Annotated in this window: 19 protein-coding genes; 12 read left to right on the top strand and 7 right to left on the bottom strand. The window is 67.7% G+C overall.

Annotation, left to right across the window (positions count from 1 at the left end; all coding sequences use genetic code 11):
- Positions 1 to 193: 193 nt before the first annotated feature.
- From FNH21_RS06690 to FNH21_RS06665, 6 genes are all read left to right on the top strand, one after another.
- On the top strand, positions 194 to 1,684 hold the full coding sequence (locus tag FNH21_RS06690) for an ATP-binding cassette domain-containing protein (protein ID WP_191931759.1): 1,491 nt from the start codon (positions 194 to 196) through the stop codon (positions 1,682 to 1,684).
- Entirely contained in the window at positions 1,681 to 2,724 is a 1,044-nt protein-coding gene (locus FNH21_RS06685) for an ABC transporter permease (protein ID WP_152813237.1), read from the top strand. Before FNH21_RS06690 ends, FNH21_RS06685 begins: the two co-directional genes overlap by 4 nt.
- 166 nt (positions 2,725 to 2,890) lie before the next feature.
- Positions 2,891 to 3,979 (top strand): ABC transporter permease, encoded by a 1,089-nt coding sequence (locus tag FNH21_RS06680; RefSeq protein ID WP_152813235.1) that lies wholly within the window; start codon positions 2,891 to 2,893, stop codon positions 3,977 to 3,979.
- Between the two features lie 61 nt (positions 3,980 to 4,040).
- Positions 4,041 to 5,105, top strand: a complete 1,065-nt coding sequence (gene rhaS / locus FNH21_RS06675) for a rhamnose ABC transporter substrate-binding protein (protein ID WP_152813233.1) — start codon at positions 4,041 to 4,043, stop codon at positions 5,103 to 5,105.
- 157 nt (positions 5,106 to 5,262) lie between these two features.
- A complete protein-coding gene (locus tag FNH21_RS06670; RefSeq protein WP_152813231.1) occupies positions 5,263 to 6,732 on the top strand; it encodes an L-fucose/L-arabinose isomerase family protein in 1,470 nt (489 codons plus the stop codon).
- Between the two features lie 50 nt (positions 6,733 to 6,782).
- Complete coding sequence (locus FNH21_RS06665) at positions 6,783 to 7,109, top strand: L-rhamnose mutarotase (RefSeq protein ID WP_152813229.1); 327 nt, start codon at positions 6,783 to 6,785, stop codon at positions 7,107 to 7,109.
- Positions 7,110 to 7,279: 170 nt separating this feature from the next.
- Here the strand turns inward: FNH21_RS06665 and FNH21_RS06660 are convergent, their stop codons facing one another.
- The 4 genes from FNH21_RS06660 to FNH21_RS06645 form a co-directional block, all read right to left on the bottom strand.
- Positions 7,280 to 9,760 carry a glycoside hydrolase family 65 protein gene (locus tag FNH21_RS06660; RefSeq protein ID WP_152813227.1) on the bottom strand — a complete coding sequence of 827 codons (2,481 nt, stop codon included), beginning with the start codon at positions 9,758 to 9,760 and terminating at the stop codon, positions 7,280 to 7,282.
- A 49-nt stretch (positions 9,761 to 9,809) separates the two neighbouring features.
- A complete protein-coding gene (locus tag FNH21_RS06655) occupies positions 9,810 to 10,541 on the bottom strand; it encodes an HAD family hydrolase (RefSeq protein WP_152814157.1) in 732 nt (243 codons plus the stop codon).
- 294 nt (positions 10,542 to 10,835) lie between these two features.
- Positions 10,836 to 11,732 carry an NADP-dependent oxidoreductase gene (locus FNH21_RS06650; RefSeq protein ID WP_152813225.1) on the bottom strand — a complete coding sequence of 299 codons (897 nt, stop codon included), beginning with the start codon at positions 11,730 to 11,732 and terminating at the stop codon, positions 10,836 to 10,838.
- A gap of 39 nt (positions 11,733 to 11,771) precedes the next feature.
- Positions 11,772 to 12,650 (bottom strand): NmrA/HSCARG family protein, encoded by an 879-nt coding sequence (locus tag FNH21_RS06645; RefSeq protein WP_191931671.1) that lies wholly within the window; start codon positions 12,648 to 12,650, stop codon positions 11,772 to 11,774.
- Positions 12,651 to 12,718: 68 nt separating this feature from the next.
- Between FNH21_RS06645 and FNH21_RS06640 the strand changes: the two genes are divergently transcribed.
- Positions 12,719 to 13,225 (top strand): MarR family winged helix-turn-helix transcriptional regulator, encoded by a 507-nt coding sequence (locus FNH21_RS06640; protein ID WP_152813221.1) that lies wholly within the window; start codon positions 12,719 to 12,721, stop codon positions 13,223 to 13,225.
- A gap of 47 nt (positions 13,226 to 13,272) precedes the next feature.
- Here FNH21_RS06640 and FNH21_RS06635 read toward each other — a convergent pair whose 3' ends face one another.
- The 3 genes from FNH21_RS06635 to FNH21_RS06625 form a co-directional block, all read right to left on the bottom strand.
- Positions 13,273 to 13,656, bottom strand: a complete 384-nt coding sequence (locus FNH21_RS06635) for a cupin domain-containing protein (RefSeq protein WP_152813219.1) — start codon at positions 13,654 to 13,656, stop codon at positions 13,273 to 13,275.
- 245 nt (positions 13,657 to 13,901) lie between these two features.
- Entirely contained in the window at positions 13,902 to 14,924 is a 1,023-nt protein-coding gene (locus FNH21_RS06630; RefSeq protein WP_241742746.1) for an SDR family oxidoreductase, read from the bottom strand.
- Between the two features lie 199 nt (positions 14,925 to 15,123).
- Entirely contained in the window at positions 15,124 to 16,140 is a 1,017-nt protein-coding gene (locus FNH21_RS06625; protein WP_152813217.1) for a LacI family DNA-binding transcriptional regulator, read from the bottom strand.
- A 120-nt stretch (positions 16,141 to 16,260) separates the two neighbouring features.
- On the opposite strand from FNH21_RS06625, the gene FNH21_RS06620 reads away from it, so the two are divergent.
- Genes FNH21_RS06620 through FNH21_RS06600 form a run of 5 tightly spaced genes read left to right on the top strand, consistent with a single transcriptional unit; the run spans position 16,261 to position 23,102 of the window.
- Entirely contained in the window at positions 16,261 to 17,562 is a 1,302-nt protein-coding gene (locus FNH21_RS06620) for an ABC transporter substrate-binding protein (protein WP_152813215.1), read from the top strand.
- A 9-nt stretch (positions 17,563 to 17,571) separates the two neighbouring features.
- A complete protein-coding gene (locus FNH21_RS06615) occupies positions 17,572 to 18,597 on the top strand; it encodes a carbohydrate ABC transporter permease (protein ID WP_152813213.1) in 1,026 nt (341 codons plus the stop codon).
- Positions 18,597 to 19,469: a carbohydrate ABC transporter permease gene (locus FNH21_RS06610; protein WP_152813211.1), complete on the top strand. Its 873-nt coding sequence runs from the start codon at positions 18,597 to 18,599 to the stop codon at positions 19,467 to 19,469. The genes FNH21_RS06615 and FNH21_RS06610 overlap by 1 nt, the downstream gene beginning before the upstream one ends.
- A 34-nt stretch (positions 19,470 to 19,503) precedes the next feature.
- The gene (locus tag FNH21_RS06605; RefSeq protein WP_152814152.1) at positions 19,504 to 21,849 is read left to right on the top strand and encodes a beta-xylosidase/alpha-l-arabinosidase; all 2,346 of its coding nucleotides are present in this window, start codon (positions 19,504 to 19,506) and stop codon (positions 21,847 to 21,849) included.
- Positions 21,846 to 23,102 (top strand): endo-1,4-beta-xylanase, encoded by a 1,257-nt coding sequence (locus FNH21_RS06600; RefSeq protein ID WP_152813209.1) that lies wholly within the window; start codon positions 21,846 to 21,848, stop codon positions 23,100 to 23,102. Before FNH21_RS06605 ends, FNH21_RS06600 begins: the two co-directional genes overlap by 4 nt.
- Positions 23,103 to 23,165 lie beyond the last annotated feature (63 nt).

Here is a 23,165-nt window from a genome sequence, read left to right as displayed (position 1 = left end):
CGGGGCCCGCGGGCCCCGGGTCCCAGCGCGATCCCGGGCTGTTGACGGTGATCTGGGTCACGCCTACTATTCGAGGTGGGTCGTTGCTCTGAAACGATTCATTCTTCCTCGAGGAGTTGCATTGACGCACTTTGATGGTCGTGGCACTGACGCCGCGGACCAGGCCGCACCAGCCGGCAGGCGACGGGAGAGCGTGCTGACCCTGCGGGGGGCACTCAAGACCTTCGGCCCGGTCGTCGCCCTCGCCGACGGCACCATCGACCTCGCGCCGGGTGAGATCCACGCCCTGGTCGGCGAGAACGGCGCCGGGAAGTCCACCCTCGTCAAGATCCTCGCCGGCGTGCACCAGCCGGACGCAGGGGAGTTCACCGTCGCCGGGCAGGGCGTCAGCTTCCGCACCGTGGCGGACAGCAAGGCGGCCGGCATCTCGGTCATCTATCAGGAGCCCACCCTCTTCCCCGACCTGACAGTGGCGGAGAACATCTTCATCGGCCGCCAGCCCAAGGGCCGCTTCGGCCTCATCAGCCGTGGTGAGATGCGCCGCCAGGCCAGGGAGCTCTTCGGGCAGCTGGGCGTCCCCATCGATCCGGACCGTGTGGCGGAGGGTCTCTCGATCGCCGACCAGCAGATCATCGAGATCGCCAAAGCCATCTCCCTGGACGCGCGCATCCTCGTGATGGACGAGCCGACGGCCGCACTCAGCGGTATCGAGGTGGAGCGCCTCTTCGCCGTCGCCCGGCGCCTGCGCGACGCCGGCAGCGGCATCCTGTTCATCTCCCACCGCTTCGACGAGGTCTTCGGCCTCTGCGACCGCATCACCGTCATGCGGGACGGCGCCTACATCGCCACGCACGAGACCAGCGCGACGACGGTCGAGGCGGTGGTCCGCGAGATGGTGGGCCGCGACATCGAGGCCCTGTTCCCCAAGACCGAGACGGAGACGGGCGACGTCGTCCTGCGGGTGAGCGGCCTGACGCGGCCCGGGGTGTTCCACGACATCGACTTCGAGGTGCGTGCCGGCGAGATCGTGGCGCTGTCCGGACTGGTCGGTGCAGGCCGCACGGAGGTGGCCCGTGCGGTCTTCGGCATCGACCGCTACGAGTCCGGCAGCGTGGAGATGCTCGGCCGGACGCTCCGGGGCAAGGACCCGAGGGCTGCGATCGACGCCGGGGTCGGCTTCGTGCCGGAGGACCGGCGCAAGCAGGGCCTGGTCATGGAGCTCTCGGTCGAACGCAACGCCGCCCTGACGCTCCGGCACTCGCTCGCCCGCTTCGGGCTGATCAGCGGGAAGGCGGAGCGCGAGGCCTCCGCGACCTGGGCGAAACGCCTCCAGGTGAAGTCCGGTTCACCCGAGCACGCCGTCTCCACGCTCTCCGGCGGGAACCAGCAGAAGGTGGTCCTCGCCAAGTGGCTCGCCACGGACCCGAAGCTGCTGATCATCGACGAGCCGACCCGCGGGATCGACGTGGGCACCAAGAGCGAGGTGCACCGCCTCATCTCCGAACTCGCCGGCAGGGGCATCGCGATCCTCATGATCTCCTCGGAACTGCCCGAGGTGCTCGGCATGGCCGACCGCGTGCTCGTCATGCGGGAGGGCAGGATCACCGGTCGGCTGGACCGCTCCGAGGCCACCTCCGAAACCGTCATGCACGCCGCGACCGCAGCCCTGGAGTCCTCCCGATGAGCCTCGACAGCAGACACGCGGCGCCCGCGCAGCCGGCCCCGCACCCGACGTCCTCGCCCCTCGGCTCGTTCCTCAGGCTCCGCGAGCTACCGGTCATCCTGGCGCTCGTGCTCCTCGTCGCCGTCACGGCGGCGGTCAATCCGCTGTTCCTCAGCGAGCAGGGGGTCAAGGACCTGCTGCTCAACGCGACGATCCTCATGATCCTCGCGGTCGGCCAGACCCTCGTCATCATCACCCGGAACATCGACCTGTCCGTCGGGTCCGTCCTCGGCCTGGTCGCCTTCGGGACGGGCAGCGTCTTCGTGGCCGCGCCCGGCCTGCCGATCGTCCTGGTCTTCCTCATCGGGATCGCCTTCGGGGCTGTCCTGGGAGCGGTGAACGGACTCCTGATCACCATCGCGAAGGTGCCGGCCCTCGTGATCACGCTCGGGACCCTCTACATCTTCCGGGGCATCAACAACGCCTGGGCAGGGGGCACCCAGTACTTCGCCGGTGACCGGCCGGACGCCTTCGGCAACCTGTCCGTGGACACCGTCCTCGGGTTCCCCGTGATCACGCTGATCGCCGTCGTCGTCGTCGCGATCGTGGCGGTCTACATGCTCGGGACCCGGCCCGGCCGTGACCTGTACGCCATCGGCTCGGAGCCGGAGGCCGCGAAGCTCTTCGGCATCCCCGTGACCCGCCGCGTCCTGCTGGCCTTCGTGGTCAACGGCGCGTTGGCCGGACTGGCCGGCGTCCTGTACGCGAGCCGCTTCAACTCCGTGGGCGCGACGACGGGCTCCGGACTCGAGCTCGACGTCGTCGCCGCGGCGGTGGTCGGAGGGGTGGCGATCTTCGGTGGCAGCGGCACGGTGGTCGGTGCGGCGATCGGCGCCCTGCTCCTCACCACCATCACCAGCGCCCTGACCGCCCTCCGCGTCGACAAGTTCTGGCAGCAGGCGATCGTGGGCATCCTCATCCTGGCCGCCGTCGTCATCGACCGCATCGCCGGGGTGCGTGCCGCCCGCAAGCTCAGGATCGCCGAGGCCCGCAATGTCTGATCGCCTCGCCGGCCGGCCCGGCCCGCAGGCGGCAGTCCCGCCGGACGGCCTGCGGGCGCAGGTCCCGGCGGAGGACGGGCTCCGGAACGCAGGGCGGAGCCCAGGGCAGGACGCAGGGCAGGACACAGGGCAGGACACAGGGCACGACTCAGCGGAAGGCAGGCGCATGGCCGCCCCAGACACCAGGACGTCCGAGCAGGCCGCTGCGGGCGGTGCCGTGCAGCACACGGCCGGCACCGCGAAGGTCCTCGCGGTCCCCAAGGGCCGGACCGGCGCCGCACGGCTGCTGCTCGGCCGCGACGCGGTGATGATCTACGTGCTCCTCGTCGTCGTGATCTACGCGTGCCTCGTCATCCCCCGGTTCGCCTCACCCGTGACCGTCGGGTTCCTCCTCCTGGACGTGATCCCCACGCTGCTGATCGCGCTGCCGATGACGCTGGTCATCATCTCCGGGGAGATCGATCTCTCGGTGGCGAGCATCGCGGGGCTGACCAGCGCGCTGATGGGCGTGCTGTGGCAGGCGGGCGTACCGATCGCCCTGGTCCTGGTGATCTGCGTCCTCGCCGGTCTCGCCGCCGGGGCCTTCAACGGGGTGCTGATCGCCTACCTGGGATTGCCCTCCCTGGCGGTGACCATCGGGACGCTCGCCCTGTTCCGCGGGCTCGCGCTCGTGGTGATCGGCGACAACGCCGTGGCGAACTTCCCTCCCGCGCTCACGGCGTTCTTCACCTCGAAGATCGGCGGCACGGGCATCCCCACGGTGATGATCGGCGTCGTCCTGCTGATCCTCGCCTTCGCCGTCGTCCTGCACGTCACGCCGTTCGGCCGCGGGCTCTTCGCCCTGGGCTACAGCAGGGAGGCCGCGACGTTCGTCGGTATCGACGTGGCCCGCTCGAAGTTCCTGCTTTACCTCGCGACGGGGACGGTGTCCGCCCTGGCGGGCATCTACTGGACGCTGCGCTACTCGAGTGCCCGCAGTGACAACGCCAGCGGCCTGGAGCTGGCGGTCATCGCCGCGGTGCTGCTCGGCGGGGTGTCCATCTTCGGCGGCAAGGGCTCCATCCCGGGGGTCCTCGCCGGGGTGCTGCTGATCGGCACCATCAACTATGCACTGAAACTGGATCGCGTCTCCGAGGTGGTCCTCATCATCGTGACCGGCTCCCTCCTCATCCTCTCGGTCGTGGCCCCCACCATCACCGACGCCCTCCGGCGGGCCCGCCATGCGCGGCGTGTCCGCTCCGCACCACTTCCCTAGGCCGTCCCCCTAGGTTCGCACCCGGCGACTGGTCCCCAGCGCCCATCGAAAGGAAGAAACAATGAGGTTCATCCATTCAGGAACCATACGACGCCGGGCGGCTTTCGCTGCCCTGGCGACGAGCACCGCGCTGGTCCTCAGCGCCTGCGGCGGCGGAGCAGCGTCCGAGGGCGGCGGTGCCGAGGGCGGCAGCGGGTCCGACGGCGAGCAGACCGTCACCTTCATCCCCAAGCAGCTCAACAACCCCTACACCGACGTGGTGCTCGGGGGTGGCGAGGACGGCGCATCGGAGGCCGGGTTCGCCTCCTCGGAGGTCGTGGGGCCGCTGGACGCCAGCGCGTCGAGCCAGGTCTCCTTCATCAACGCGGAGACGCAGCGCGGCACCAACGTGATCGTGATCGCCGCGAACGACCCCGACGCCGTCGGCCCCGCCCTCGAGGAGGCCCGCACCGCCGGAGCCAAGATCGTGGCGTTCGACTCCGACACCAACCCCGACTACCGCGACGTCTTCGTCAGCCAGGTCGACGCGAAGGATGTGGCACTCATCCAGCTCGAGCTCATCTCCGAGCAGATCGGCGGCGAGGGCGAGATCGCCATCCTCTCGGCCACGGCGAATGCCACCAACCAGAACGAGTGGATCAAGTACATGGAGGAGGAGTTGGCCGCCAACCCCGACTACGCGGGCATCGAGCTCGTGGCGAAGGTCTACGGCGATGACGACGACACGAAGTCCTTCCAGGAGGCGCAGGGCCTGCTGCAGGCGTACCCGGACCTCAAGGGCATCATCTCGCCCACCACCGTCGGGATCGCCGCCACCGGCCGCTACCTCTCCACGTCGGAGTACAAGGGCAAGGTCGCGCTGACAGGGCTGGGGCTGCCGAACGAGATGCGCCCCTTCGTGAAGGACGGCACCGTGACGGAGTTCGCGCTCTGGGATCCGGCACAGCTCGGCTACGTCGCCGCCTTCGCGGGCAAGGCACTGGCCGACGGCGACATCACCGGCGAGCCCGGCGACACCTTCGAGGCCGGCGAGCTCGGCGAGCGTGAGATCGGCGAGGGCGGTATCGTCCTGGTCGGCCCGCCCACGCAGTTCAACGCGGAGAACATCGACGACTACGACTTCTAGCCGCACGAGCGGGGCGGGGCGCCCATCATGGCGCCCCGCCCTTCCGCACCTCTCGCCCTTACGCACCTCTCGCCCTTCCGCACCTCTCGCCCTTACGCACCTCTCGCCCTTCCGCACCTCTCGGCCCGCCGTTCCGCTTCCCGTCGCAGGAGCCACCATGACCACCGATCCCACGGTCGAGCACAGCGCATCGCCCGCCCTGTCAGGACTGCTCGAGCCGATCCGACGCCGGCCGACCCGCCTGGGCCTGGTGTCCGGAGGGCTCGGCGCCTACTGGCCCCAGTTCCCGGACCTGCTGCCGCAGCTCAGGGAGTCGGCGCGGTACGTGACGGAGCGGTTCACCGCCCTCGATGCCGAGGTCACCGACGTCGGCTTCGTGTCCGATCCGCGTGAGGCCGCCGTGGCGGCCGAAGAGCTGCGCCGCGCGGACTGCGACCTGATCGTCATCTTCCTCACCACATACCTGACGTCCTCGATGGTGCTGCCGATCGCTCAGCGCGCGAAGACGCCCGTCCTGGTGATCGACCTGCAGCCCACCGAGGCCATGGACCACGCGAACGTCGACACGGGGACGTGGCTCGCGTACTGCGGCCAGTGCCCCGTGCCGGAGGTGGCGAACGTGTTCAAGCGTGCCGGCATCCCCTTCCGTTCCGTCTCCGGGTACCTCGCGCAGGAGTCCGCCTGGGCGCGGATCGGCCAGTGGGTCCACGCCGCCGGGGTCCGCGGCCGGCTGCGCCACGCACGCCACGGACTGATGGGCCACGTCTATCCGGGCATGCTCGACGTCTCGACGGACCTGACCTCGGTGTCGACGACCTTCGGCTCCCACGTGGAGGTCGTCGAGTTCGACGATCTCCGCGAGTTCGTCGCCGAGGTGACGGATGAGCAGGTCCGTGAGCGCATGGCGCTGGCGCGCAGCCTCTTCACCGTCGACGAGTCCGTGGACGACGGCGATTTCGCCTGGGGCGCGCAGGTGTCGGTGGGACTCGATCGGCTGGTCGCCGAATTCGACCTCGATTCGCTCGCCTACTACCACCGGGGTCTCGCCGGTGAGCAGCACGAGCGGATCGGAGCCGGGATGATCCTCGGGGCTTCGATCCTCACGGCCCGCGGGGTCCCCATGGCGGGCGAGTACGAACTGCGGACCTCGATCGCGATGCTCGCCGCCCAGGCCATGGGCGCGGGCGGATCCTTCACGGAGATCCAGGCCCTCAACTTCTTCGACGGCGTGGTGGAGATGGGCCATGACGGGCCGGCCCATCTCGCCGTCAGCGCTGCGGGCCCGCTCCTGCGCGGGCTCGGCGTCTTCCACGGCAAGCGCGGGTGGGGCGTCTCGGTCGAGTTCGACGTGCGCCACGGGCCGGTCACCACCTTCGGGATCGGCCAGGACCCGGACGGCTCCTACGTCTTCATCACGTCCGAGGGCACCGTCGTGCCCGGGCCGCTGCTATCGATCGGCAACACGACGTCGCGCGTGGACTTCGGCGGCGACCCCGGACTGTGGGTCGACGAATGGAGCCAGACCGGAATCGGCCATCACTGGGCACTGTGCGTGGGGCACCGTGCGGCCGATGTGAAGGCGGCCGCGTCACTTCTCGGCGTCGAGCACCGCCACGTCACCCTCTGACAGCCCACCCACAGATCGACCACAGATCACGTTCACAGCAAGGAGAACCGATGGAACGCGTCTGCTTCCAGTTGCAGGTCCGGCCCGAGCGCATCCCCGAGTACCGGGAGCGGCACGCAGCCATCTGGCCGGAGATGGCCCGGGCGCTGAAGGACACGGGCTGGGACAACTACTCCCTGTTCCTGCGAGGGGACGGGATGCTGATCGGCTACGTGGAGTGCGAGGACTTCGCGGCGTCCCAGGCCGCCATGGCCGCCACGGAGGTCAACGGGCGGTGGCAGGCGGAGATGGCACCGTTCTTCGTCGCGCTGGAGGGGCGCCCGGACGAGGGGTTCCTGCGGCTCGAGGAGGTCTTCCACCTCGAGGACCAGCTGTAGCGGAGGCGGCGGGGTTGTCCCGGCCCGGAGCCGGACGTCCCGCACGGCCTCGCGTCTCACGGTCCATCGAGGTCGGTCCTGCCGGGAGCGTCGCGGGCCTGGGGGTCGGGACCGCCGACGTCGCCGCCACGCACTGATCCGCTCCGTCCGCAGGGACAGGGCATGCGGACTCAGGGGTCGACGGAGATCCGGGGGATCGAAGCCGTGACCAGGGAGCCGTCGGCACGCCGGCTCCCCTCGATGTCGCTCGTGGTCGGCGCCCCGGTGAGGCGTGGGCCCTGGTCCTCGAGCGCCACGGTGACCGGTGCGGACGCCGTCACCGTCACCGACCGGCCGTGGACCGAGAACGTCGCGGTGTCACCGGTCTCGACCGTGAAGGTGATGGCCCGCTGCGTCACCTCGACGCGCAGGCGCGTCCCCCGCAGGGTGACCCGGAAGGCCACGCGTGTCCACGCGACCGGCAGCCTCGGCTCGAAGGTGATGCGGCCGCCGTGGTCGCGCATGCCCCCGAAGCCGTACACCAGGGCGCTCCACACACCGCCGGTCGAGGCCACGTGGATGCCGTCGGACGTGTTCCGGTGCAGGTCGGCGAGGTCCACGAAGAGCGAGGACATGAAGTACTTCAGCGCGAGGTCGTGGTAACCGACCTCGGCGGCGATGATCGACTGCACCACGGCGGAGAGCGTGGAGTCCCCCGTCGTGAGCGCCTCGTAGTACTCGAAGTCGGATCGCTTCTGCTGCATCGTGAACTCGTGCCCCTGCAGGAGCAGCGCGAGGACGACGTCGGCCTGCTTGAGGACCTGGAAGCGGTAGATCACCAGCGGGTGGTAGTGGAGCAGGAGGGGACGCTTGTCCGGGGGAGTGTTCTCGAGGTCCCAGAGCTCCTTCTCGAGGAACGCGGCATCCTGCGGGTGGATGCCGGCGCGTTCGTCGAACGGGATGTGCATGCGCTCGGCGGCGTGCGTCCACTCCCAGAGTTCATCCTCGTGGAGATCCAGCCGGGCGACCATGCGTGCGTGCGCAGCCGGGTCCACGTCGGCGAGTGATTCGACGGCGCGCACCGCGGAGCGGAGGTTGGCCCGCGCCATGACGTTCGTATAGAGGTTGTCGTTGACCACCGTCGTGTACTCGTCGGGTCCGGTGACGCCGTGGATGTGGAAGTTGTCATCCCCGTTGCTGCGCCAGAACCCGAGATCGGCCCACATCCTCGCTGTCTCGACGAGGACGTCGACGGCGCCGCGGTGGAGGAAGTCGTCGTCGCCCGTCGCGGCTACGTACTGCATCATGGCGTGGGAGATGTCGGCGTCGATGTGGTACTGCGCGGTGCTCGCGGCGTAGTAGGCGGAGGACTCCTGCCCGTTGATGGTGCGCCAGGGGAAGAGGGCGCCGCGCTGGTTCAGTTCGCCGGCGCGCGCTCGGGCGGAGTCGAGCATCGACTGCCGGAAGCGCAGTGCGTTCCGCGCGACGGTGGGCGCGGTGTAGCTCAGGAACGGCAGGACGTACACCTCGGTGTCCCAGAAGTAGTGCCCGCCGTAGCCGGAGCCCGAGACGCCCTTCGCCGCGATGCCGCCGCCGTCGGTCCTGGCGGTGGACTGCGCGAGCTGGAAGATGTTCCAGCGGACCGCCTGCTGGACGGTGGGCTGCCCCTCGATCTCGACGTCGGAGCGGGTCCAGAAGTCGGCGAGCCAGTCCTTCTGCTTCCCGAAGTGCTCCTCCACCGTCGTCTCGCGGGCGCGGTCGAGGGTACGGCCGCAACGGTCCGCGAGCTCGCGGGCCGGCACGCTGCGGGACGTGTGGTAGCTGATGGTCTTGAGGAGGCGGACGGGACGGCCGGGCCTCGCGCGGACGCGGTAGACGTGCTTCGCGAGGTCGTCCTCGATGTGTGAGCTCTGGTCCCATTCGTTGTCCGTGAGCAGCTCGTGCTCCATGGCGCAGGCGATGGTCATGCGCGAGTTGGTGGTGCTGTAGCCGAGCAGGTAGCGCGGACCGTCGGAGCGCTTCAGCCGCGGCTGCAGCACCCGGTCGCGGAACGATTCCGCCTTGCGGGGGTCGAAGGACTCGCCGTCGACAGGAGCACTGACGTGGTACTCGTCCAGGCCGTCCTGCCGGTTGAGGATCTGGCTGGAGATGAGGATGGAGGCGTCGGCGTCGAGCATCTCCACCTCGTAGTCGATGAGGGCGAGGTGCCGGTCGGTGAAGGAGACCATGCGGCGCGAGCGGATGAGGACACGCTTGCCCGACGGCGTCCGCCACTCGATCTCGCGGGTGAGGACACCGTCCAGGAAGGAGAGACGCCTGGTGTGCCGGAGGATGTCGGCCCGCGTGAGCACGAACGGCTCGTCGTCGACGTACAGCCGGATGATCTTGGCATCCGGCACGTTGACGATCGTCTGGCCCACGCGGGCGAATCCGAAGGCCTCCTCGGCGTGCTGGATGGGCCAGGTCTCGTGGAATCCGTTGATGAAGGTGCCGGCGTCGTAGCCGTCCCTCCCTTCGTCGAGGTTGCCGCGCATTCCGAGATAGCCGTTGCCGACGGTGAAGAGGGTCTCGTTACGGCCCGCATGGGCACCGTCGAACTCGGTCTCGACGAGGGCCCACTCGTCCACCGGGAAGTGGTTGCGGTCCACGGGGTCTGCTGGGGGGAAGATCATGGGGTTCCTGTACTGGGTGAGCGGAAGCGGGCAGGCAGCGGCGGCGGCGTCAGCCGGCGGCGAGGAAGGGGATCAGTTCGGCGAGGTCGTCCACGACGACGTCCGCCCCGTGGCCCAGGAGTGTCGCAGCACCCACGCCGCGATCGACGCCGATCACGAGCCCGAATTCGCCGGCACGACCGGCGGCAACCCCGGAGGGCGCGTCCTCGACGACGGCGCAGGCCGAGGCCGGAAGGCCGAGCAGTTCCGCCGCGTGGAGATAGGTGTCGGGGGCGGGCTTGCCCGCGATGCCGAGCTCCGCCGCCAGCAGGCCGTCGACCACGGTGCCGAAACGTGCGGTGAGGCCGGCCGCGGCGAGCACCGCTGTGCCGTTCCGTGAACTGGTGACGACGGCCATGCGGATGCCGGCCGTCCGTGCGGCGTCGAGCAGTGCGAGGGAGCCGGGGTAGGCCGCGACGCCCTGTTCCTCGAGGGTCTCGTTGAAGGTCCGGTTCTTCCGGTTGCCGAGGCCGCACACCGTGTCGAGCGTCGGCGCGTCCTCGGGTGAGCCCTCCGGCAGGGTGATGCCTCGGGAGGCGAGCAGGGCCCTGACGCCGTCGTACCGCGGACGTCCGTCGATGTGGGTGAAGTAGTCCTCGTCCGTGTAGGGGCGGTCGATCCCCCGGCCCGCAAGGTATTCGGAGAAGAGGCGGGCCCAGGCACGCATGTGCACCTCGGCGGTCGGGGTCAGCACGCCGTCGAGGTCGAAGAGGAGGGCCTGCAGGGAGGCCAGCCGGGCCATGGCGGGGGAAGGGTGCACGGGGTGGCTTTCGGGAGGGTCGGTACACCATCCCCGCCTGCGCGGAGCCTATGGTGTCGGGCGGAGTCGGCGTCGACCCTCGGTGGTGCCTCGGGTACGTCGTCGGGTGCGAGGACACGCGACTTTCCGCCCATGTAAAGCGCAACCCTGCGCCACCATTCTACCCCCGGGAGGCGGAGGGTGCTCAGGACGACGGGGTGGCCACGGGTCATCCGCTGCCGGCACGGTCTCCCATGCGGGCAGCGGATGGTCCTGCGGCCGGACGGGCCTGCCCGGTCAGGGTGTGACGACCAGCTTGCCGACGGTGTGACCTCCTGCTGCCTGCCGGTGGGCGTCGGCGATGTCGACGAGGGCGTAGCGCCGTTCCACGCGGAGGGCGAACCCGGGAAGGGCCGCAGCCTCGGCGAAGCCGTCCTCGGGCCTCATGGTGCGCGTGGCGCCGGTGGACACCCGGGCTCCGTGACCCGGCGCCGTGAAGTCGGCGATCGAGATGACGTCGGTCGGGTGTGTGACGAGGCCGACGAGTTCGGGGATCACCCCGGCGCCGGAGAGGTCGAACGCCCCGTCGACGCCGTGCGGCGCCACCTCGGCCACACGGTCCGCGAGTCCGGCGCCGTAGGCGAGGGGGATGGCACCGAGGCCTGCCAGATACTCGTGACGGGGCGCACTCGCGGTGCCGATGACGGTCAGTCCACGCGCGACGGCGAACTGGACGACGGCCGAGCCCACCCCTCCGGAAGCGCCACTGACGAGGAGGGTCCCCTCCCGCAGGCCCAGCTCCGTGAGCAGGCGTCCGGCGGTCTCGGTCGCGACTCCCCAGCCGCCGGCCTCGACCGGGTCGACGCCCCGGGGCACGGTGGCCCACGCGGTCAGGATCGCCTGTTCGGCCATGGTGGCTCGGCCGGTGCCGAAGACGACGTCGCCGACGGCCACGCCGGTGACGCCCGGTCCGACCGCGGTCACGGCGCCGGCGGCGTCGACCCCGGTTCCGAGCGGGAACGCGGCCGGTCGCCCCTGGGGCATGGCACCTGCCCGGATCTTCGTGTCGAGCTGGTTGACTCCTGCGCCGGCGACCCGGACGAGGATCTCATCAGGTCCCGGAGCCGGGACATCGACGTCGGCGATCCGGAGGACCTCCGGCCCGCCGAAGGACGTGAACTGCACTGCTCGCATGATGTGCTCCTGCTGGGGTGGGCGTCGGGGTGGGCCGGGTCAGGGTGCAGCGGGGGCGTGACCTGCATCGAGCCACGTTCCCAGCGTCCGGAGGCCGGGATGGACCTGCCGCACCTGGTCGAGGTCCGCCTGGTAGGCGGGGGTCTCCGCGAACCACCGGAACATCGCCTGCAGATCGTCCTGTCCGTCCATCACGCCCAGGGGCAGCGCCTCGTACCGGGCGGGAAGCCCGGCCCTTCCGCCGTGGATCGAGGCGATCTCCTCGCCGGTGAGCTCGTCCCCGGCGATCTCGATGGCGGCGGGTAGCGACGCCTGGTCGAGCAGTGCCTGCGCAGCGATGATCCCGACATCGCGGACCGCGATCATCTGCAGGGGTACATCCGCGGGGATCGGAAGCCGCAGGACGAGGGTGCCGTCCTCGACGGTCGGTGCCATGAACGTGAAGTTCTCCATGAAGAAGACGGGGCGCACGATGGTGGTGTTCAGGCCGAGGCTCGTCAGGTGTTCCTCGACGAGGTACTTGGAGTCGAAGTGGGGCACGCCCGACGACCGGTCGGCGCCGCCGACGGAGTTGAAGACCACGTGCGGAACTCCGGCCGCTGCTGCGGCGTCCGCCAGGGCGATCCCCTGGCGCGTCTCACCGGCGGTGTCGGCGTCCTGCATGCCGCCCGGGGGGATGGTCATGAACCAGAAGGCGTCGGCCCCCTCCAGAGCCGCCACCAGGGACGATGGCTCCTCGACGTCGACCCGGACGAGCTCCGCACCCCGCTCCGCGAGTGCTGCGGCCTTGGGGGACGCCGTCGAGCGGACCAGTGCCCGGACGCGGACCCCGGCCTCGAGCAATGCGTCGGTGACGGCCCCGCCCTGGCTTCCCGTGGCAGCGAAGACGGCGATGGTCCTGATGGGTTCCTCAGTCATGATTGACTCCTTCATAGTCGGTATCAGACCTAGCATTAGCCGGCTAACTATTATTCCCGAGGAGCAGCATGACGCGTTCGACCAGCACCTCCGTGGACGGCGGCGGTCTCGAGGACGCCTCCATCAGCTCCCTGATACCGACGGTGTCGAAGGCGCATCGGAACCTCGCGGGTTCCCTCCTCGCGGAGGTCGGGCTCGCGGCCGGCCAGCAGTTCGTCCTCATGCTGCTGTGGAAGGCGTCACCCACCTCGCAGGCGGACCTCACGAGGCAGCTGATGATCGAACCGCCCACCGCGGCGAAGATGCTGGCTCGGCTGGAGAAGGCCGGGTTCATCGAGCGCCGGCGCTCGGCAGCGGACGGACGGGTGGTGCTGGTGTCGCTCACCGAGTCCGGTCGCGCCCTGGAGGCGCCGGTCACCTCGATCTGGACGAGGCTGGAGGAGCAGACGACGAGTGACCTGACCCCGGCCGAGCAGGCGCAGCTCCGGCATCTCCTCTCCCGGGTCACGCGCTCCCTGACAGCCGATGGTGATCCGGGGCCCCCGGGAGCAGCTGCACGGCCGGCAGCGCGTTGAGGTCGTCCGTCCCGGCCTCCGGGCCGGGACGGACGGCGCTGCGGCCCTCAGGCCAGGTGACTCGTCTGGTCGGCGATCGGAACGGAGCCCGCAACCGCGACATCGCCGGTGTGGGAGGTCGTGACCGTCTCGACGAGGACGACGTGCACTTCCTCCTCGGCGACGGGATTGTGCCGCACGCCGCGCGGTACGACGTAGAACTGCCCGGGTGCCAGTTCCACGGTCGCCTGTCCGTCGATCTCGATCCGCAGGTGCCCCGAGACCACGAGGAACATCTCGTCCTCGTGGTCGTGGGCGTGCCAGACGAGTTCCCCGAGGAGCTTGGCCACCTTGATGTACTGATCATTCACCTGCCCCACGACGCGCGGGGTCCAGTGCCTGGTCACCTGTCGGAGTTCGGCGGCGATGTCTGTTCCGGAGAAGTCGGTCATGGCACCAGTGTCCACCAGGGTGCGGATGACGGACGGTGAACCGTGGATGATGCCGCGGGCGATGATCGATGCCCGTCGCACCGAAGCTGCCCGATCGGGGCTTCGGCCTGCCCCAGGGCGGGTGCTGTCCGGGCACGAGATACCCGCTTCAAGAAGTGCCCCGACATACACCGAGGTCGACGACGTGCTCCTCGTATCAGCAATGGAGAGGTTGCCCCGGCGATGTGCAGGACATCATTCGTCCATCAGACAGGACGCGGTGCGTAGACGTCAGCGAGCCGATCCATCAGGGCGTCCATCCGGGGGTCGACTATTCGGCGTCCCGGGTCCGCGTCATGCCAGGCCATCATCTCTCGAGCGCCCTGGCTGAACGGAATCCTGGCCGCGAATCCGGGGACGAACGAGCGGATTTTCGAATTGTCGAAGATCATCGTGTGCGATTTGTCGCCCAGTAGACCTGCGCCCCACTGAGGGTCGGCTTCGGCGATGGATTCTGAGGCCACGTGGACCAGGACGGGGTCGGGGACGCCGGCAGCTTCCGCGATCTGGGCATAGATCTGGTTCCACGAAGGGGCTTCCTGGCTGGTGATGTGCACAGCTTCACCGATCGCGCAGGTATTTCCGAGCAGACCGACGAAGCCCCTCGCAAAATCGCGGCTGTGGGTGATCGTCCACAAGGAGGTTCCGTCTCCGGGCACGATGACGGGCCGCCCGGCGCGCATGCGGTCGACAACGGTCCATCCTCCGTCGAACGGGACCAGTGTCTCATCGTAGGTATGAGAGGGTCGCACAATCGTGACGGGAAATCCCTCCGCGCGATAAGCCGCGGTGAGCAGGTCCTCACAGGCAATCTTGTTGCGCGAATACTCCCAGAAGGGATTCCTCAAAGGAGTCGATTCCAGTACGGGCATGTGCGTCGGCGGTGTCTGATAGGCAGAGGCCGAGCTGATGAAAACGTACTGTCGGGTACGTCCGGAGAAGATCTCGATGTCCTGCTTCACCTGCTCGGGAGTGAAATTGACCCAGCTGACCACACAGTCGAAGATGTGACCGGCTGTGGCATCGAGGACCGCCTGCTTGTCCCGGGAGTCGGCGATCAACGTGGTGACGCCCTCGGGAACCGGACGCAGGTTGTTCCTTCCTCGGTTGAGGAGATAGACGTCCATCCCTGCGTCGACTGCCTGTCTCGTGCAGGAGGTGCTGATCACTCCACTGCCGCCGATGAACAATACTTTCAAGCCCTGCATGGTTGTCTCCTGATAATTCATGGAACCCGCCTGTCGTACGGTCCCTGACGATACGCCGCTGAGGGACCGGAATGAGTACGAGCTGAGCTGCGGTCGACGAGGCACAGGCTGTCCTGTGCCTCCGTCGACCTCGTTGTTCCCTCCACCATCGACGAAGGGTTCACTGTCGGGTCATTGAGACGATCCGCGGTCGATCTCGGGTCGTATCAACCCCGTCTGGTCAGCCCGCAATCGGCGCGGCCGTACTGTCACGGACGACGAGCCGCGTTGCGAGGTCCATCCGCGGGATGGTTCTGAGGGTGCTTTCACTCATGCGGATCACGAGCCGCGCGGCTTCCTCAGCCATCGCAGTCAGAGGCTGATGCACGGTCGTGAGCGCAGGGCTGGACCACTGAGCAAGCTGGAGATCGTCGTACCCGACGATCGACAGATCAACGGGCACGCGCAGGCCGAGGGTCCTCGCAGCCTCGATGACGCCGAGCGCCTGGAGGTCGCTCCCCGCAAAGATGGCTGTGGGGCGGTCGGGCATCGTCAGAAGTTCACGAGCGATACTGCGGCCACCATCGACCCGGAAGTTACCGAATCGCACGAAGCGGTCATCTATCTCGATGCCGGCGGTGTTCATGGCGGACCGGTATCCGTCGAGGCGGGCAAAGGAGCACATCATGTCGTCGCGACCGGTGATCGCGGCGATTCGGGTGTGGCCCAGTTCGATGAGATGGCGAGTGGCGACGAGGCCGCCGGACCAGTTCGCCGACCCGATAGCGGGGACGTCCGAGGCCGGATCTCCGGCCGGATCGATGATCACGAACGGGATGGCACGCGATTGGAGAGTTGCCTTGGCTTCAGCTGCGAGATCGGCGAAGACGAGCACCACCCCGACGGGGCGCCTGCGGAGCACCCCGGTGAGCCAGGCCGGCGACGGGGAGTGGCGGTCGCCCGACTCCGTGAGTACGACGCTCAAATCGTTGGTACGAGCGACATTTTCGACTCCTCGAATGATCTCCATGGCCCACGCCGTTTCGAGTTCGGGAAAGACGAGCTCGATCAAGGTGTCCCTGCTGGGTAAGCCGGGGCGTCGTTGGTACCCGTGCTTACCGAGAAGATCTTCTACTTTCGTCCTCGTCCGCGCGGACACGTCCGAACGGCCGTTGAGGACCTTGGAGACCGTGGAGAGCGAAACACCGGCCTCCGCAGCCAATTCATTGAGCTTGACCTTGCGGCCTGAGTCGATCATCGGGATCCAATCCAACGTCTTGCGTCAAACACTTGCGTCACACCCAGCCATCACTGTTACGCTCACCACACACTATGTGTCTTCGACGAAAATGTCGAAACTTTCGAGAGGTGTTCAAAGATGAACAAGCACAACATGAGGAAGCTGCTGACCGTCGGGGCGGTATCAGCTCTCGCCCTCGGCGGGCTATCGGCGTGTGGATCCGGCGATGGAGCAGCGGAAGACGGTGGCGATGTCACCATGACCTTCTGGCACAACTCGACCACCGGCGCCGGCAAGGCGTACTGGGAGGAAACCGCCGCAGCATTCGAGGAAGCGAACCCGGGTGTCACGATCGAGATCCAGTCGATCCAGAACGAAGAGATGGACGGGAAGCTCCAGACGGCGCTGAACTCCGGCGATGCACCCGACATCTTCATGGCGCGCGGCGGCGGCAAGCTCGCAGATGTCGTCGCGGCCGGGCAGGCCATGGACATCACGGACTCCATCGACGACGCCACCAAAGCCGCTGTGCCCGAGAGCGTGCTGAACGCCTTCGCGGTCGACGGCAAGATCTACGGCATGCCGACAGCCCTGCTGCCCGGTGGCATCTACTACAGCCAGGACCTCCTCACCGAAGCGGGCGTCGAAGGAACACCGACCACCATCGACGAGCTCGGTTCAGCCGTCGACGGTCTCAAGGGCGCGGGCATCGATCCCATCGCGGTCGGCGCGAAGGATGCCTGGCCTGCTGCTCACTGGTACTACTTCTTCGCGGTTCGAGCCTGCTCGCAGGACGCCATCAACACGGCCGCCGACACCATGGAGTTCGATGACCCGTGTTGGCTGGAGGCCGGTGACAACCTGCAGGCATTTGTCGACACGGAGCCGTTCAACAACGGATTCCTCACCACCTCGGCGCAGCAGGGCGCGGGCAGCTCTGCCGGACTCCTCGCCAACAAGAAGGCAGCCATGGAGCTCATGGGAGCGTGGAACCCCGGTGTCATCGCTTCGCTGACTCCTGACGAGAAGCCTCTGCCGGATCTGGGGTGGTTCCCGTTCCCGGAGGTCGACGGCGGCGACGGTGAGCCTGGCGCCATGATGGGCGGTGTCGACGGATTCACCTGCTCCGCTCAGGCACCCCAGGAAGAGTGCACCGCTTTCCTGAACTTCTTCATGCAGCAGGAGCCGCAGGAAGGCTACGCAGCGGCGTTCCAGACGATCCCCGCCAACCAGGACGCCCAGGCGGCTGTCACTGATCCGGCGCTCCAGTCGATCCTCGAGGCGTACAACGAAGCACCGTACGTCACCGTGTGGCTCGACACGCTCTTCGGACAGAACGTCGGAAATGCGCTGAACACGGGCGCCGTCGACATGTTCGCCGGTCAGGGCACCGCCGAGGACATCGTCGCCGGTATGAGCGACGCAGCGGCCAAGGGCTAGCAGCAGATCATGATCCAACCTGCAGGGGGTGCTCCGTCGATGACGGACCAGCAGCCGCCGCGGGGCACGGTCGAGGCAGGGGATGGCGCTCACGCGGCATCCCCTGCCGCACCGCGACCCGGACGGCGTGCAATCGACTGGCGCAAGCGCCTCGAGATCATTCTTCTGGCCGGGCCGGCGATCCTCGTGTTTGTCAGCTTCGTGATCTTCCCGGTCGTCCTCGCCGGCTACTACGGTTTCTTCCGCTGGAAGGGCTTCGGTCCGGCCACCGACTTCGTCGGTTTCGAGAATTACCTGATCATCCTTCAGGACAGCGCGTTCCATGACGTGCTGCGCCACAACGGGTTCATCCTGGTGCTTTCGCTGGTCATCCAGGGACCGATCGCGATCGTCCTCGCGCTCTTGCTCAACCAGAAGATCCGGGGCCGCTCGATCATCCGGGTGCTCATCTTCGTCCCGTACATCATCTCCGAGGTCATTGTCGGGATCGGCTGGGGTCTCATGCTGCAGACCTCCGGTTCGGTCAATGGCCTGCTCGACAGCATCGGATTGGGAGCTTTCCAGAAGGACTGGCTCTCCGATCCGAGTATCGCCATCTGGTCACTGATGGTGATCATCTCGTGGAAGTACATCGGCTTTGCCGTCATCCTCTTCCTCGCCGGCTTGCAGAGCATCCCCGACGAATTGTTCGAGGCGGCCGCGATCGACGGAGCCAGCTACTGGCAGATCCAGCGCACCATCACGCTGCCGCTCCTCGGGCCGACCCTGCGGATCTGGGCGTTCCTGTCGATTATCGGCTCGCTGCAGTTGTTCGACCTGGTCTTCATCATCTGGGGCCAGTACGTCGCCTCCACTGCTGGGACCTCGACCATGGCCACCTACATGGTCGCCAATGGACGCACGTCCGGCAACTTCGGCTACGGCAGTGCTGTCGCCGTCGTCATGTTCCTGATCTCCCTCGTCATCGCACTGATCTACCAGCGGTTCGTCCTTTCACGCGACACTGCCGGTGCCCTCACAGAAGGAAAGAAGTGATGGCTGTTCTCGAAGGTCCACCACGCCTGCACAAGAAGCGTCCGCCGAGTGACCGCCAGGAGTGGGGGAGCCCGGCGACATATTTCATCGCCTTCGTCTTCATCGCACTCTGTCTCGGACCTGTCGTCTACATCATCCTCGGTGGGTTCCGTGACAACTCGCAGATCACCAATTCGCCCGCCGGGTTCCCGGATCCGTGGAATTTCGACAACTACGCGGAGGTGCTCGCGAGCCGGACCTTCTGGCAGCAGGTCGGCAACTCGGCGATTGCCGGGCTCGCTACGACCATCGGTGTGGTGGTGCTCGGCCTGATGGCGAGCTTCGTCCTCGCGCGGTACAGGTTCGCCGGCCGCGGGGCCATGTACTCACTGTTCGCTGCCGGGCTCATGTTCCCGATGACCGTGGCGATCACGCCGCTCTACATCCTCGTCAGGGAACTGGGCCTGATGAACAGCCTCGCCGGCGTGATACTCCCGCAGATCGCCTTCGGCTTGCCGGTGACGATCATCATCCTGGTGCCGTTCCTCAAGGCCATCCCCGATGAGATCGAAGAGGCGGCGTCGATCGACGGGACCAGCCGGCTGGGCTTCTTCTTCCGGATGGTCGTTCCCCTGTCGCTGCCGGGCGTGGTGACGACGGGCATCCTTGCGTTCGTAGCGAGCTGGAACAGCTATCTCCTGCCGCTGTTCATCCTCGGTGACCAGGCGACGTACACCCTGCCGCTCGGCGTCCAGGCGTTCGCGTCGCAGTATTCGGTGGACACGGCGAAGGTTCTCGCCTTCACCTCCCTGTCCATGATTCCGGCACTCATATTCTTCACGCTGTTCGAGCGTCGCATCGTCGGTGGACTTACCGGCGCCGTCAAAGGTTAGGACCCCCTTGAGCACCACGACATCCACGACGACCATGCCGGCATGGCACGACGTGACCGCATCTGCTTCCGACCGTGCCGAAGCACTCCTGACCGAGCTCACGCTCGAGGAGAAGATCGCCCAGCTGTTCGGCGTCTGGGTCGGAGCGTCCACCGAGGGCGGAGACGTTGCACCCCATCAGAACGACATGGACGACGTCATCGACCTCGACGCTCTCCTACCGAACGGGCTCGGCCAGTTGACTCGGCCGTTCGGCTCGGCTCCGGTCGACCCGGCACTCGGAGCGCTGTCCCTCCTCCGCAGCCAGCGTCGGATCGCAGCATCCAACCGGTTCGGCATCCCGGCTGTCGCGCACGAAGAGTGCCTCGCCGGCTTCGCCACCTGGGGGGCGACCGCCTATCCGGTGCCCCTCGCCTGGGGGGCCTCGTTCAACCCGGGGCTCATCGAGCGGATGTCGCGCCGCATCGGTTCCGACATGCGCTCGGTCGGCATCCACCAGGGCCTCGCCCCGGTGCTCGACGTCGTGCGGGATGCCCGTTGGGGCCGCGTGGAGGAGACGATCGGGGAGGACCCGTACCTCATCGGCGCCATGGGAACGGCGTACGTCCGGGGCCTCGAGTCCGCAGGGATCGTCGCAACGCTCAAGCACTTCGTCGGATACTCGGCGTCGAAGGCCGGCCGCAACCTCGCGCCGGTGTCGGTCGGGCCGCGTGAACTCGCCGATGTCCTGCTCGTCCCGTTCGAGATGGTCATGAGGGAGGGCAAGCCGCGTTCGGTCATGCACTCCTATACCGACATGGACGGTGTGCCATCGGCGGCGGACGAGTCGCTGCTCACCGGGGTCCTGCGCGACGCCTGGGGTTTCGACGGCACGGTCGTGGCCGACTACTTCGGGATCGCCTTCCTGAAAATGCTGCACGGCGTCGCAGGGTCGTGGGGCGAGGCCGCCGCTCTCGCGCTCACTGCGGGCGTTGACGTCGAACTGCCGACTGTGAAGACTTTCGGCGCACCGCTGGCTGAAGCGGTCCGGTCGGGCGAGCTGCCCGAGTCGGTCGTCGATCGCGCGCTCCGGCGCGTGCTGCGCCAGAAGGTCGAACTGGGGCTGCTCGATCCGGACTGGGATGCGACCCCCGAAGCGTTGCGGGACGTCGACGTGGACACGGCGGACGGCATCCGCGGCACCATCGACCTGGACAACGCCGGCAATCGGACGGTCGCCCGCGAGATCGCCGAGCAATCCATCGTGCTGGTGAGCAATGACGGGACCCTTCCGCTCGCCGCTCCCCGCCGGATCGCCGTCGTCGGGCCGACGACCGACGACCCCTTCGCCGTGCTCGGCTGCTACTCGTTCCCCGCGCATGTCGGCGTGCAGCATCCCGACACGCCCCTCGGCATCGAACTACCGACACTGTTGGCCAGCCTCCGCATCGAGTTTCCCGAAGCTGACATCGAGTACGTGCCAGGCACGACGATCGACGGAGGAGAGACCGCAGGGATCGCAGCAGCCGTGGAGGCTGCAACGCGGGCCGACGTCGTCATCGTCGCCCTCGGTGACCGGGCCGGGCTTTTCGGCCGCGGGACGAGCGGTGAGGGGTGCGACGTCGAGTCGCTCCGTCTACCCGGAGCCCAGCAGGACCTTCTCGACGCCGTGCTGGCGACATCGACTCCTGCAGTCGTCACGCTGCTCGCCGGACGACCGTACGCGCTCGGATCCGCTGTCACGGGCGCCGGTGCGATCGTGCAGGCGTTCTTCGCAGGAGAAGAAGGAACCGGAGCACTCGCCGGCATCCTCTCCGGCCGGGTCAATCCGAGCGGACGCCTGCCCGTCAGCATCCCGGCCTCGGAGGGAACGCAACCGTCCACCTATCTGGCCGCTCCCCTTGCGCGCTCCAACGACGTGTCCAGCATCGACCCGACCGCAGCCTTCGCGTTCGGGCACGGGATGGGCTACACGACCTTCGACTGGAGTGCCGGCCAGCACGGACCGAACACGGTCGGAGTCGACGGCACGGCGACCCTCGGCCTCCGTCTCAGCAATACCGGGGACCGCTCCGGGACGGAGACAGTCCAGATCTACGTCCACGATCCGGTCGCGTCAGTGGTGCGCCCGGTGCAGCGTCTCGTCGGATTTCAGCGCGTCGACCTGAACCCGGGCGAATCCGTCGAACTCTCGATACACGTCCCCGCAGATGTCACCAGCTTCACGGGCAGGAACGGCCAGCGGGTCGTCGAACCGGGGGAGATCGTCCTTGCTCTCGGGGCATCGAGCACCGATCTGCGGATCACGCACTCGGTGCAGCTCGCCGGTGAAGCCCGCGTCGTCGGCTTCGACCGGGTCTTCCACCCGAGCTTCACCGAGATTGCACGCAGCGCCTCATGAGTGTCGATCACCGCCGGGGAACCATGCAGATCAGGGTGCTGGACGCCGTCGGCGACCCTGTGCGCAACGCACATGTCACCGTGGAACAGCAGAGTCACGAGTTCGCCTTCGGCAACATCGGTTTCGACTTCATCCCGCTGGCCAATGGTGAGACCGCGCAGGACACCGCGGCGGAGCCCGTTCCCGGCGGGGCGCAGCTCGACGGCCTGCCGGAGCTCGGGACGATGTGGCTGGACCTCTTCAACACTGCGACCCTTCCGTTCTACTGGCGGGGATTCGAGCCGACCCGCGGCAAGCCCGACACTCAAAGACTGCTGCGGGCCGCCTCGTGGTTCGCTGAGCACGGCGTGACGGTGAAGGGGCACCCGCTGACCTGGCACACACTCGCGCCCGAGTGGCTCACCGGTCTACCGGTCGCGGAGATCGAGCGGTTGCAACGCGAGAGGATCCGACGCGAGGTCACCAACTTCTCAGGGGTGATCGACACGTGGGACGCCATCAACGAGGTCGTGATCATGCCCGTCTTCACCGCAGAGGACAACGGCATCACCCGGCTCGCGCAGAGCATCGGCCGCGTGCCCATGATTCAGCTCGCGTTCGAGGAAGCTCGCGCCGCCAACCCGTCGGCAACTCTCGTCCTGAATGACTTCGACCTGTCGACGGACTACGAAGCCCTGATCGAGGGCGTGCTCGAAGCAGGGATCGCCGTAGACGCGATCGGCCTGCAGACGCACATGCATCAGGGGTACTGGGGAGAAGAGACCATGCTCGCGATGGTCGACCGGTTCGCCCGCTTCGGGCTGCCCCTCCATCTGACGGAGACCACGTTGCTGTCGGGGGACCTCATGCCACCGGAGATCGTCGACCTCAACGACTATCAGATCCCCTCCTGGCCATCGACACCCGGTGGAGAGGCCAGGCAAGCCGATGAGATCGTCCGCCACTATCGTTCGCTCGTGGGTCACCCAGCGGTGCACGCCATCACCTACTGGGGGTTCACCGACGACGGAGCATGGCTCGGCGCACCGGGCGGAATGGTCCGTGCCGACGGCACGCCGAAACCCTCGTTCCATGCACTGCGGTCGCTGATCAAGGACGAATGGTGGCTGCCTCGAACATCGATGCGCACGAATCATGACGGACAGGTGTCGATCGCAGGGTTCTTCGGTGATTACGTGATCACGCGCGACGGGCGGAGCGCCCCCGTCTCGCTCTCCCGGGGTCGTGAGACGGACGCGATCCGATTGTGCTGACTCCGATCGTCGCGCCAACCGGACCACAACCACCTGCACCCGGCAACTCGTCACACGGCCCGG

This window comes from Arthrobacter bussei (assembly GCF_009377195.2).
GTDB classification, from domain to species: Bacteria; Actinomycetota; Actinomycetes; order Actinomycetales; family Micrococcaceae; genus Arthrobacter_D; species Arthrobacter_D bussei.
The sequence above is the reverse complement of the archived record's forward strand: the minus strand, read 5'-3'. Positions and strand labels throughout refer to the sequence as shown.

Excerpts from the sequence above, each read along its gene's own strand:
- FNH21_RS06685 (WP_152813237.1), top strand. The coding sequence starts at position 1,681 with ATGAGCCTCGACAGCAGACACGCGGCGCCCGCGCAGCCGGCCCCGCAC.
- FNH21_RS06680 (WP_152813235.1), top strand. The coding sequence starts at position 2,891 with ATGGCCGCCCCAGACACCAGGACGTCCGAGCAGGCCGCTGCGGGCGGT.
- rhaS (WP_152813233.1), top strand. The coding sequence starts at position 4,041 with ATGAGGTTCATCCATTCAGGAACCATACGACGCCGGGCGGCTTTCGCT.
- FNH21_RS06670 (WP_152813231.1), top strand. The coding sequence starts at position 5,263 with ATGACCACCGATCCCACGGTCGAGCACAGCGCATCGCCCGCCCTGTCA.
- FNH21_RS06665 (WP_152813229.1), top strand. The coding sequence starts at position 6,783 with ATGGAACGCGTCTGCTTCCAGTTGCAGGTCCGGCCCGAGCGCATCCCC.
- FNH21_RS06660 (WP_152813227.1), bottom strand. The coding sequence starts at position 9,760 with ATGATCTTCCCCCCAGCAGACCCCGTGGACCGCAACCACTTCCCGGTG.
- FNH21_RS06655 (WP_152814157.1), bottom strand. The coding sequence starts at position 10,541 with ATGGCCCGGCTGGCCTCCCTGCAGGCCCTCCTCTTCGACCTCGACGGC.
- FNH21_RS06650 (WP_152813225.1), bottom strand. The coding sequence starts at position 11,732 with ATGCGAGCAGTGCAGTTCACGTCCTTCGGCGGGCCGGAGGTCCTCCGG.
- FNH21_RS06645 (WP_191931671.1), bottom strand. The coding sequence starts at position 12,650 with ATGACTGAGGAACCCATCAGGACCATCGCCGTCTTCGCTGCCACGGGA.
- FNH21_RS06640 (WP_152813221.1), top strand. The coding sequence starts at position 12,719 with ATGACGCGTTCGACCAGCACCTCCGTGGACGGCGGCGGTCTCGAGGAC.
- FNH21_RS06635 (WP_152813219.1), bottom strand. The coding sequence starts at position 13,656 with ATGACCGACTTCTCCGGAACAGACATCGCCGCCGAACTCCGACAGGTG.
- FNH21_RS06630 (WP_241742746.1), bottom strand. The coding sequence starts at position 14,924 with ATGAATTATCAGGAGACAACCATGCAGGGCTTGAAAGTATTGTTCATC.
- FNH21_RS06625 (WP_152813217.1), bottom strand. The coding sequence starts at position 16,140 with ATGATCGACTCAGGCCGCAAGGTCAAGCTCAATGAATTGGCTGCGGAG.
- FNH21_RS06620 (WP_152813215.1), top strand. The coding sequence starts at position 16,261 with ATGAACAAGCACAACATGAGGAAGCTGCTGACCGTCGGGGCGGTATCA.
- FNH21_RS06615 (WP_152813213.1), top strand. The coding sequence starts at position 17,572 with ATGATCCAACCTGCAGGGGGTGCTCCGTCGATGACGGACCAGCAGCCG.
- FNH21_RS06610 (WP_152813211.1), top strand. The coding sequence starts at position 18,597 with ATGGCTGTTCTCGAAGGTCCACCACGCCTGCACAAGAAGCGTCCGCCG.
- FNH21_RS06605 (WP_152814152.1), top strand. The coding sequence starts at position 19,504 with ATGCCGGCATGGCACGACGTGACCGCATCTGCTTCCGACCGTGCCGAA.
- FNH21_RS06600 (WP_152813209.1), top strand. The coding sequence starts at position 21,846 with ATGAGTGTCGATCACCGCCGGGGAACCATGCAGATCAGGGTGCTGGAC.